The 11,453-nt window shown below is 71.9% G+C and carries 6 protein-coding genes; 5 read left to right on the forward strand and 1 reads right to left on the reverse strand.

Annotated elements, in window-relative coordinates; translation table 11 throughout:
- The 5 genes from DT076_RS05725 (at position 1) to DT076_RS05745 (ending at position 10,568) form a co-directional block, all read left to right on the forward strand.
- Positions 1-927, forward strand: coding sequence for a carbohydrate ABC transporter permease (locus tag DT076_RS05725; RefSeq protein WP_114125718.1), 927 nt, complete (start codon positions 1-3; stop codon positions 925-927).
- The gene (locus tag DT076_RS05730) at positions 924-1,820 is read left to right on the forward strand and encodes a carbohydrate ABC transporter permease (protein WP_114125719.1); all 897 of its coding nucleotides are present in this window, start codon (positions 924-926) and stop codon (positions 1,818-1,820) included. Before DT076_RS05725 ends, DT076_RS05730 begins: the two co-directional genes overlap by 4 nt.
- Before the next feature lie 64 nt (positions 1,821-1,884).
- Positions 1,885-4,035: a Tat pathway signal protein gene (locus DT076_RS05735; protein ID WP_114125720.1), complete on the forward strand. Its 2,151-nt coding sequence runs from the start codon at positions 1,885-1,887 to the stop codon at positions 4,033-4,035.
- Between the two features lie 249 nt (positions 4,036-4,284).
- On the forward strand, positions 4,285-10,041 hold the full coding sequence (pulA, locus tag DT076_RS05740; protein ID WP_114125721.1) for a pullulanase-type alpha-1,6-glucosidase: 5,757 nt from the start codon (positions 4,285-4,287) through the stop codon (positions 10,039-10,041).
- Positions 10,038-10,568, forward strand: a complete 531-nt coding sequence (locus DT076_RS05745) for a hypothetical protein (protein ID WP_114125722.1) — start codon at positions 10,038-10,040, stop codon at positions 10,566-10,568. Before pulA ends, DT076_RS05745 begins: the two co-directional genes overlap by 4 nt.
- A gap of 19 nt (positions 10,569-10,587) precedes the next feature.
- On the opposite strand, the gene DT076_RS05750 is transcribed toward DT076_RS05745, so the two are convergent.
- Entirely contained in the window at positions 10,588-11,448 is an 861-nt protein-coding gene (locus DT076_RS05750) for a hypothetical protein (RefSeq protein ID WP_114125723.1), read from the reverse strand.
- Between the last annotated feature and the right edge of the window lie 5 nt (positions 11,449-11,453).

Consider the following 11,453-nt stretch of genomic DNA (forward strand, 5'->3'; position numbering starts at 1 on the left):
ATGTCCGTGCTGACAGAGCCCACCGCGTCGGCGGTCGCCCGCCCGGAGCGACGGCGACAGCGGCGGCGCGCCGCCCTGCAGGGCTGGGCGTTCGTCGCTCCCCTGGTCATCGGCATCGCGGTGTTCCAGGCGTATCCGCTCCTCGTGTCGCTGTGGGCCTCCTTCCACTCCTGGGACGGTTTCACCACACCGACCTGGATCGGGCTGGACAACTTCACCGCGATGCCGGCCGACGAGCTGCTCGTCAACTCGGTGAAGATCACGCTGCTGTTCACGCTGGGCTCGATCCCGCTCACCGTCGTCCTGGCCCTGCTGCTGGCGGTGCTGTGCAACCGCGGGGGGCGGATCAGCAGCTCCTTCTTCCGCACCGCCTACTTCACGCCCTACGTCACCAGCATCGTGGCCATCAGCCTGGTCTTCACCCAGTTCTTCGCCCCCGAGGGCGTGATCAACCAGGTGCTGGGTCTGGTCGGCATCGACGGTCCGGAGTGGCTCGCCGACTCCACGTTCGCCCTGGTCGCGGTCATCGTCGTCGCCGTCTGGCAGGGCGTGGGCTACCCGATGGTCATCCTGCTCTCCGGCCTGCAGGCGATCCCGAAGGAGCTGTACGAAGCAGCCGACGTGGACGGGGCCAGCCCGCCCGCACGGTTCCTCCGGATCACCTTGCCGCTGCTGACTCCCCAGCTGTTCTTCGTGCTCATCACCCAGTTCATCCTGAGCTTCCAGATCTTCGGGGTGGTGTTCGTGATGACCTCCGGCGGACCGGGGAACGCCACGTCGGTGTTCATCTACTACGTGTTCCAGAACGCGTTCTCCTTCGGCCAGCTCGGTTACGCGTCCGCCATGGCGTGGGCGATGTTCCTCTTCATCGTGGCCCTCACCGTCATCCAGCTGCGACTGCAGAAGAAGTGGGTGTTCTACGCATGACCGTCCTCGAGAAGCAGACCGCGCTGCCGGCTGCACCCGGTGCCGAGCAGGGCCGAGGGTACCGCCGACGCGCCCGCCGGCTCAGCGGATGGTCGTTCGTCCGGGTGCTGTTCATGCTCGCCCTGGTCGTCGTCTTCGCCACCCCGCTGCTCTGGATGATCAACAGCTCGTTGCGGACCGAGGCGGCCATCGCCGCCGACCCGCTGGGGCTGGCCGGTCCACGTCTGGAGCTGGACAACTACGCCGTGGCGGGTGAGGCCGTCGCGCCCTTCTTCCTCAACAGCGTGAAGCTCGCCGTCCTCAACGTGGTCGGGGTCCTCCTGATCGGAGCGCTGGCCGGGTACGCCTTCGCCCGGATGCAGTTCCCCGGCAAGGGCGTGCTCTTCGCGGTGGTCCTCGCCACCGCCATCGTCCCCGGCATCGTCTACCTCATCCCCCAGTACGCGCTCTTCCAGCAGCTCGGCTGGATCGACACCCACCTGCCGCTGTGGGTGCCGAGGGTCCTGACCCCGGTCTTCGCCACGTTCCTGCTCCGCCAGGCCTTCCTCGGTCTGCCTCGAGAGCTCGAGGACGCCGCCCGGATCGACGGGGCCGGGACGCTGCAGATCTTCTTCCGGGTGATGATCCCCCAGGTCAAGCCCGCCCTGGCGGCGGTCGGCATCTTCACCTTCATCGAGAGCTGGAACGACCTGTTCGGCCCGCTGATCTTCCTCAACTCCACGTCGCTGCAGACGCTCCCGGTGGCGCTGGCCCTCTTCCGTGGCGAGTTCTTCACCACCGTCAGCACCCTGATGGCTGCCTCGACGCTCACCGTCGCACCGGTGCTGGTGGTCTACCTGTTCGCCCAGCGCTACATCGTCGAGGGCATCACCAGCAGCGGCGTGAAGGGCTGAGCAGCACCGCCGACGAACGCGCAGAACCACCCGACCGAATCCGCCCCAGAAGGAGCGATCCACCATGTCCGACGCCGCACTCCCCTGGTACCGCCGCACGCTGCGCTGGGGCCAGACCAACCTGACCGAGACCGACCCCGAGCGCTACGACCCAGAGCTGTGGCGGGCGCAGTGGAAGGCGACCCGGATCCAGGGCGTCATCGTCAACGCCGGCGGCATCGTCGCCTACTACCCGAGCGCGTTCCCGCTGCAGCACCGGGCGAGCCACCTGGGTGATCGCGACCTCTACGGCGAGATCGTGGCCCACGCCCGGGCCGACGGGCTGAGCGTCATCGCCCGGATGGACTCGAACCGGGCGGGCGAGGAGTTCTACGCCGCGCACCCGGACTGGTTCAGCTGCGACGCCGACGGCGCTCCGTACCGGGCGGGCGCCGCCTACATCTCCTGCGTCAACAGCCCCTACTACGACGAGTACCTGCCTGCGGTCTTCCGCGAGATCATCGAACGCAGCGCACCCGACGGCTTCGCCGACAACAGCTGGGCCGGGCTCGCCAGCCACCAGATCTGCTACTGCACCTACTGCCGTACCCGCTTCCGCGACGCCGTCGGTGAGGCGCTGCCGGCTCGCCGGGACTGGGACGACCCGGTCTTCCGGGAGTGGGTGCGGTGGAACGACCGGCGCCGGGTCGAGATCTGGCGGCAGAACACCGCGGTGACCACCGAGGCCGGTGGCCCCGACTGCGTCTGGGTGGGCATGCTGCACGGCGACCTGGCCGACCAGGTCAAGCGGTTCACCGACCTCCGCGAGCTCACCCGTGACGCGAAGATCCTGTTCGTCGACCACCAGCGCCGCACCCAGCGGGACGGCTTCGCCGAGAACGCCGAGGTCGGCAAGCGCCTGCACCAGCTCGCCGGCTGGGACGTCCTCATGCCGGAGAGCCAGGCGATGTACGCCGCGGGGGCGGGCTTCTTCCGCTCGACGTCGATGCCCGAGGCCGAGGTCCGGGTCTGGTCTGCCTCCGGGACGGCCGGCGGCATCCAGCCGTGGTGGCACCACATCAGCGCCTACCACGAGGACCGGCGTCAGTACGCCACCGCCGAACCCATCTTCACCTTCCACGAGCGCAACGAGCGCTACCTCACCGACCGGACACCTCGGGCCCAGGTCGCCGTGGTGTGGTCCCAGGCCAACTCCTACTTCCACGGCCGCGACGACGTGGACAACACCGCGGTGGCACCCAACCGGGGCATGGTCGCGGCACTGCGCCGGGCCAGGATCCCCTACCTGCCGGTGCACGCCGACGACATCGCCGGGCTCAGCGAGGAGATCGGCGTGCTGGTGCTGCCCGACCTCGCCGTGATGTCGGCCGAGCAGTGCGAGGCCGTACGAGCCTTCGCGGCCCGCGGAGGATCGGTGGTGGCGACCGGGCAGACCAGCCTGAAGGATGCCGACGGGCAGCTCCTGGACGACTTCGGGCTGGCCGACGTGCTCGGCGTGTCGGCCACCGGCAGCTCCCGCGGCACGGTGCAGCCCTACGCCTTCGACATCGAGGACTGGCAGCGGCACGACTACCTGCGGTTCGACGACGCCGTGGCCGACGAGTCCTCGCCGCTGCGGTCGGGCCTGGAGGGGACCACCATCCTCGCGCTCGGCGGTCGGCTGGAGGGCGTGCGTGCCGTCGACGCCGATGTCGCCGCCACCTACGTCGAGCCCTTCCCCTTCTACCCTCCGGAGCTGGCCTGGCTCCGCACCGAGCCGACCAGCACTCCGGTGCTCACCGTCCGCGCGCACCCGGCGGGTGGGCGGATCGCCTACCTCGCCGCCGACCTGGACCGGGCCGCGTCCCGGGACCACCGGCCGGACAGCCTGCAGCTGCTCGGCAACGTGGTCCGCTGGACGCACCCGGCACCGCCGCTGCTCGAGGTGGACGGCGCGGGCGACATCGACTGCCACGTCTACGAGCAGGACTCGGCACTGGTCGTGCACCTGGTCACCAACACCGCACCCAGCCCCGTGCCCGGCTCCCTGCACGAGCTGATCCCGCTGGGCCCCTTCCGGGTGCAGGTGCGAGATCCCCGGCTGACGGGCGAGATCCGGGGCCGCGCCCTGGTGGCCGACACGGATCTCACCGTGTCCACCGACGCCGGCACGGCCACGGTGGAGGTGCCGAAGCTCCTCGACCACGAGATCGTCGTGCTCGGCCTTCCCGGGTGAGGACCTCCCTCATCCCAGCAGGGGCCGGGCCGGCCCTGTGAGGGACCGGCAGCCCGGCGATCCCCCGCTCGTCCGTGCTGCCGGCCCCTCCTGGGTCCCGGGCCTGCGCCGACGGCCGCGGTGGCTCGTGGGAGGTGGCTCCGGGTGCCGAGAGGTGCGCGAGGCACCGACGAGGCCGCCCGTTGCCCAGCGCTCATCCGCAGGCTTACGCTCGCCAGATCCGGACGGCCTCCCGAAGGGATCGCAACGATGCGACCGACCCCGACCACCCCTGCCTCCACGCGCCACCTCCGCACCGCGGCCCTGCTCAGCGCGCTGGCGCTCACCGCCACCGGCCTGACGGTCACCGCCGCTCCCACCCCGGCGCAGGCCGAGGACGAGCTCGTCACCCTGGTCGGCAGCCTGCAGAGCGAGCTCGGCTGCGCCTCCGACTGGGACCCCGGCTGCACCGACACCGTCCTCGAACCCACCGGCGGCACCGGGTACGCGGCCACGTTCACGGTCCCGGCCGGCAGCTGGGAGCTCAAGGTCGCCATCGGGGGCACCTGGGACGAGTCGCACCCGGCCGCCAACCGTCCGCTGGTGCTCGAGGACCCGACCGAGCTCGAGGTCGCCTACGACTCCCAGACCGACGCGGTCGACGTCCGCTCCGCCGACCTCCCCGGCGACGCCACGCAGGCCGACGCCGACCTCGCGCAGGACTCGCTGCGGGCGCCCGTCACCACCGAGCAGTTCTACTTCGTGATGGCCGACCGCTTCGCCAACGGCGACCCGTCCAACGACACCGGCGGCATCACCGGCGGACGGCTCGACCACGGCTTCGACCCCACCGACAAGGGCTTCTACCACGGCGGCGACCTCGCCGGCCTCCAGCAACAGCTCGACTACATCGAGGGGCTCGGCACCACCGCGATCTGGCTGACGCCGTCGTTCAAGAACAACCCGGTCCAGGGCGCGGGCGCCGACGCCAGCGCGGGCTACCACGGCTACTGGATCACCGACTTCACCCAGATCGACCCCCACCTCGGCACCAACGAGGAGATGAAGGCGCTCATCGACGCCGCCCACGCCCGCGGCATGAAGGTCTACTTCGACATCATCACCAACCACACCGCCGACATCATCGACTACGCCGAGGGCGAGTACTCCTACATCGACAAGGCGACCGAGCCCTACCGCGACGCCGCCGGCACCCCCTTCGACGACGCCGACTACGCCGGCACCGACACCTTCCCCGAGATCGACCCGGCCACGTCCTTCCCCTACACCCCGGTCTTCCGCACCGAGGCCGACGCGACCGCGAAGACCCCGGCCTGGCTCAACGACCCGCGGCTCTACCACAACCGCGGTGACTCCACCTTCGCCGGCGAGTCCAGCACCCACGGCGACTTCATCGGCCTGGACGACCTGTGGACCGAACGCCACGAGGTCGTCGACGGCATGATCGACATCTACTCCACCTGGGCCGAGTTCGGCATCGACGGGTTCCGCATCGACACCGTCAAGCACGTCAACCTGGAGTTCTGGCAGGAGTTCTCCCCCGCCGTCCTCGAGGCCGCCCGCGCCGGCAACGAGGACTTCTTCATGTTCGGCGAGGTGTTCGACGCCAACCCCGCCTACACCTCCACCTTCACCACCGAGGGCCAGCTGCAGGGCGTCCTCGACTTCGGCTTCCAGGCCCGCGCGGTCGAGGCCGCAGGCGGCGGCGTCGGCAGCACCGGGCTGCGCGACTTCTTCCTCGCCGACGACCTCTACACCGACACCGACTCCAACGCCTACCAGCTGCCCACCTTCCTCGGGAACCACGACATGGGCCGCGCCGCGATGCTGCTCAAGGCCAAGGGCCTCGACGACGCCGCGCTGCTGCAGCGGGTCGGACTCGCCCACGAGCTGATGTTCACCAGCCGCGGCCAACCGGTCGTCTACTACGGCGACGAGCAGGGCTTCATCGGCGCCGGCGGCGACAAGGACGCCCGCCAGGACATGTTCGCCGCCCAGACCGCCCAGTACGCCGACGAGCCGGTCCTCGGCGGCCCGTCCGGCTCCCGCGACCGCTACGACACCAGCCACCCGCTGTACCGGCAGATCCGCGAGCTGTCCGAGCTGCGCGCCGACCACCCGGCCCTGGCCGACGGCGCCCAGCAGCACCGCTACGCCTCCGACCAGACCGGGCTGTACGCCTTCTCCCGCGTCGACCGCGAGGAGCGCCGCGAGTACCTCGTGGTGGTCAACACCGGCAGCGAGGAGCAGACGGTCGCCATCCCCACCTGGACGCGGAGGGGCAGCCTGCGCGGCATCCACGGCGACGACGCCCGGCTCCGTGCCGACGCCGAGGGCCGCGTCGAGGTCACCGTGCCCGCGACCTCCACCGTGGTCTACCGCGCCGACCAGCCGCTGAAGAAGCGGAAGAGCGCGCCGGACGTCGTCCTCGTCAGCCCCGACGGACGTCCGGGGCAGCCGGCCGAGCAGGCCACCGTGGGCGGCCGCGCCGAGATCCGCGCCGGCACCACCGACAGCGTCTTCGCCCAGGCCAGCTTCGCCTGGCGTCCCGCCGGCACCAGCGAGTGGCAGCCGCTCGGCACCGACGACAACGCCCCCTACCGGGTCTTCCACGACGTCGACGAGCTCCCCGCCGGCGCCCTCGTCGAGTACCGGGTGGTGCTGGAGGACGCCAGCGGCAACCTCAGCGCCGACTCCTCTTCGGCCGTGGTGGGCGACCCCGCCCCGCCGCCGACCGGCCCCGGTAGACCGACCGGGCCGGTCGAGCAGCCCGAGGCGGTCTCGGTGCCCGGCGACCACAACAGCGAGATGGGCTGCGCCGCCGACTGGGCGCCCGACTGCGAGCAGGCCCAGCTCACCCTCGACCCCGACGACGACATCTGGAAGGCCACGATCGACCTGCCCGCCGGCCCGCACGCCTACAAGGCCGCGGTCAACCGGTCCTGGGACGAGAACTACGGCGCCGGGGCGGTCCGCGACGGCGCCAACATCTCCTACACCGCTCCCGGCGGCCCGGTCACCTTCTACTACGACCACGCCACCCACTGGGTGACCAGCGACGCCCAGGGCCCGATCCTCACCGCCCCGGGCTCGATGCAGAGCGAGCTCGGCTGCCCCGCCGACTGGTCCCCGGACTGCATGCGCCCCTGGTTGCAGGACCCCGACGGCGACGGCACCTACACCTGGTCGTCGACCGAGGTGCCGGCCGGCAGCCACGAGCTCAAGGTCGCCCACGGCCTGGGCTGGGACGAGAGCTACGGCGCCCCCGACGGCGGCAACATCACCTTCACCGTTCCCGCCGACGGGCTGGTCACCACCATCAGCTACGTGCTCGCCACCCACCAGATCACCGTCGGCACCGCCGCCCCCGGCAGCGCGCCCGACCTCGGCCAGCAGCGCGCCTCCTGGGTCCGCGACGACCTGCTGGCCTGGCCGTCCGACGCGCTCGGCGACCTGCCCGTCGAGCTGCTCGACTGGCGGCTGCACAGCGCACCCGAGGGCGGGGCGGGCATCGACGCCGAGACGCTGTCGGGCACCCGCTCGGTGCCGCTCACCCGGCTGCCCGACGGGTTGCCCGAGGACGTCCTGGAGGACTTCCCGCACCTGGAGGGCTACGTCGCACTGCGGCTCGACACCACCGACAAGGCCGCGAAGGAGTGGTTGACCGGGCAGCTCGCGGTGGCGGTGTACGACGACATCGGACGCCTCCAGGACGCGACCGGCGTCCAGGTGCCCGGCGTCCTCGACGACCTCTACGCCGACGCCGAGGACGCCGACCTCGGCGCCACCTGGCAGGGACGACCCGGCGCGGCCCGGCCGTCGCTGCGGCTGTGGGCGCCGACCGCCAAGGACGTCGACCTGCTGGTGTGGCCCGGCGCCGGCGCGGAGACCCGTCCGGTCGAGGAGGCCACCCGCGTCCAGCTGCGGCGCGATCCCGACGGCACCTGGCTCGGCCGCGGCACGCCGCGCTGGAACGGCGCGCACTACCTGTACGAGGTGCGGGTCTACGTGCCGCAGACCGACACGGTGGAGACGACGTTGGTCACCGACCCGTACTCGGTCGCGCTGACGCTGGACTCCACCCGCTCGGTGCTGGTCGACCTGCGCGACCCCGACCTGGCACCCGAGCAGTGGCGCTCGGCCGAGCCGCCGACCCTGGGGGACGAGGTCGACCAGTCGATCTACGAGCTGCACGTGCGCGACTTCTCGATCGGCGACGAGGACGTCCCGGCCGAGCAGCGCGGCTCCTACCTGGCCTTCGCCGCCGACGGCAACGGGATGCGGCACCTGCGCGAGCTGGCCGGGGCGGGGCTCAACACCGTGCACCTGCTGCCGACCTTCGACATCGCCTCCATCCCGGAGGACCCGGCCGACCAGCGCACGCCGGACTGCGACCTCGCCGCGCTGCCGCCGGACAGCCCCGAGCAGCAGGCCTGCATCGCCGAGGTCGCCGCGGCCGACGCGTTCAACTGGGGCTACGACCCGTGGCACTTCATGGCCCCGGAGGGCTCCTACGCCTCCACCGCGGAGACCGCGCACGGCGGGCAGCGGGTGGCCGAGTTCCGGGCCATGGTCGGCGGGCTGCACGACGCCGGGCTGCGGGTGGTGCTCGACCAGGTGTACAACCACACCGCCGCCTCCGGGCAGGCCGAGAGGTCGGTGCTCGACAAGGTGGTGCCCGGCTACTACCACCGGCTCGACGCCGTGGGGGAGGTGGAGACGTCGACCTGCTGCCAGAACGTCGCCACCGAGCACGCGATGGCGCAGAAGCTGATGGTCGACTCGACCGTGCTGTGGGCCCGCGACTACAAGGTCGACGGGTTTCGATTCGACCTGATGGGACACCACAGCCGGGAGAACATGCTGGCGGTCCGGGCAGCGCTGGACGAGCTGACGGTGCCCCGGGACGGCGTCGACGGGTCGGCGGTGACGCTGTACGGCGAGGGCTGGAACTTCGGTGAGGTGGCCGACAACGCCCGCTTCACCCAGGCCAGCCAGGGCCAGCTCGACGGGACGCACATCGCGACCTTCAACGACCGGCTGCGCGACGGCGTCCGCGGTGGCGGGCCGTTCGACGAGGACCCGCGCACACCCGGTTTCGGCAGCGGCGGCACGGATCCCAACGACACCGACCTGGTGCAGATCGGGCTCACCGGCAACCTCCGCGACTTCGAGCTGCGCTCGGCCGAGACCGGTGAGGTGGTGAGCGGGGAGGAGATCGACTACAACGGCGCCCCGGCCGGCTACGCCACCGACCCCGACGAGGTGGTCACCTACGTCGACGCCCACGACAACGAGACGCTGTTCGACGCACTGACGTTCAAGCTGCCGCCCGACCTGCCGATGGAGGACCGGGTGCGGATGAACACCGTCTCGCTCGCGACCGCGACGCTCGGGCAGGGGGTGACCTTCTGGCACGCCGGTACGGACCTGCTGCGCTCGAAGAGCCTGGACCGCAACTCCTACGACTCCGGCGACTGGTTCAACAGCCTCGACTTCACCCGCACCGACAACGGGTTCGGCCGCGGGCTGCCGCCGGCACCGGACAACGAGGACAAGTGGGACTACATGCGTCCGCTGCTGGCCGACCCCGACCTCGAGCCGGCCCCGGCCGACATCGACGCCGCCGCCGAGGCCGCCCAGGACCTGCTGCGGCTGCGCTACTCCTCTCCCCTGTTCCGGCTGGGCTCGGCCGAGGCGGTGGAGCAGAAGGTCAGCTTCCCGGTCTCGGGCACCGCGGACGGCCGCGCCGACGTCATCGTCATGCGCATCGACGACACCGTCGGGGCGGACGCCGACCCCGAGCGGGACGGGCTGCTGGTCGTCTTCAACGCCTCCGGCGAGCCGCTCACCCAGACGGTGCCGGGGCTGGAGGGTGCGGAGCTGGAGCTGTCGGCTGTCCAGGCCGACGGCGCTGATGAGGTGGTGAAGGGCGCGACCTGGGACGCCGAGGCCGGAGCGGCGAGCGTCCCGGCGCGGACGGTGGCGGTGTTCGAGCAGCGATGACGAGAGGTCGGAGGGTCCTGCTCGGCCTGCTGCTGACCGCGCCGCTGCTCCTCGCCTCCTGCACCGACGACTCGGCCGTCTCCTCGGTGCCCGCTGAGCTGGTGACCGAGCTGGCTCCGGTCCTCGCCGTCGACGCGTGCCCGTCCGAGCGGTTCCTCGACGACGGCGCCGGCCACCTCTACCCCGACCCGCCCGAGGGTGCCGTGCCCGAGGAGGTCGTGGTCGAGCTGGTGTGGTGCCAGCTGACCGGCCAGCACGTGGTCGAACGCCGGACGGGGATGGTCGGGGACGGCCTGCTGGAGCGGGTGACCGACCGGACGCTGACGGAGGGTCAGGTCGACGGTGAGTGCCCGGCGACGCTGCCCGACGTGCCGGCGCTGCTGGCGGTGACGGACGAGGGCACGTACCGGGTCGCGCTCCCACGGACTCCCGGCTGCGGCGACGTCAGCCCGGTGGTCGCGGCCGCGCTCGACCCTGACGACGACCGGTGGCAGGTCACCCGCACGGTGCGCATCGACCAGCCGTGATCACGAGCGCGGAGGACGATCAGGCTTCGTGCCGGTAGCCGCGGATCCGCAGCGACCACTCCAGCCGGCCGTCGACGTCTGGACGGGCCAGCTGGTCGGGTTCGGCGGTGTCGACGTCGGTGGCGGCGCCCAGCAGCGGTTCGACACCGATCGAGCGGTAGGGCGCGCCGTCGGGCCAGCCGCCGAGGTTGCGCCACAGCAGCAGCGACACCGGACCCGCGCCGCGGTCCAGCCGCCAGGACAGCTCGAGGACGTCCGGACCGTCGACCAGCCGGACGCTGCTGGTGTCGACCACGGCCAGCCGGGCGGTCCCGTCGGCCGGGCCGCAGCGGTCGAGACCGTCGTCGGGCCAGCGACCTGGGCGCCATGCGCCGTCACCGCTGACGTCCTGGACCCGGAGCGGGGTGCCGCCGGGGACGACGACGCGGGCCTCGTCGGACAGCGCGTAGAGGCCGTGCATCGCGTGCAGCACCCCGTGGCCGGGCTCGCCGTGCAGGTCGTAGCGGACGGTCAGGCCGGTCGGTTCGGCCTCGATCCGGCGGCGCAGCTGCCAGCCGAGGGCGGCGACGCTCGCGTCGGTCGGGGTGCCCTGCCAGGGGCGGGACCAGACGTCGCCGTGGTCCCAGCGGCCGGCGACGGTGGGAAAGCACTCCTCCACGCCGCCGGCGTCGACGAACGCCTCGCCGGGTCGGACGCTCGTGCGGTCGGTGGCGACGACCGGTCGGTGCCAGAGCCACTCGCGCATACCGTCGGATCGCCCTTCGACAGGCTCAGGGCGTTCTGGCTGGGCGAGGACGGCCGGGTGGTCGGAGGTGCGCAGGGACGTCCAGCGGCCGCCGTGGTCGAGGTCGATCTCGACCGTCAGCGGCCGCCGGCGCACCGTGG

Origin of the sequence: Desertihabitans brevis (genome assembly GCF_003327535.1) — a bacterium.
Lineage (GTDB): Bacteria > Actinomycetota > Actinomycetes > Propionibacteriales > Propionibacteriaceae > Desertihabitans > Desertihabitans brevis.

Coding starts and splice junctions, on each gene's coding strand:
- DT076_RS05725 (WP_114125718.1), top strand. CDS start 1: ATGTCCGTGCTGACAGAGCCCACCGCGTCGGCGGTCGCCCGCCCGGAG.
- DT076_RS05730 (WP_114125719.1), top strand. CDS start 924: ATGACCGTCCTCGAGAAGCAGACCGCGCTGCCGGCTGCACCCGGTGCC.
- DT076_RS05735 (WP_114125720.1), top strand. CDS start 1,885: ATGTCCGACGCCGCACTCCCCTGGTACCGCCGCACGCTGCGCTGGGGC.
- pulA (WP_114125721.1), top strand. CDS start 4,285: ATGCGACCGACCCCGACCACCCCTGCCTCCACGCGCCACCTCCGCACC.
- DT076_RS05745 (WP_114125722.1), top strand. CDS start 10,038: ATGACGAGAGGTCGGAGGGTCCTGCTCGGCCTGCTGCTGACCGCGCCG.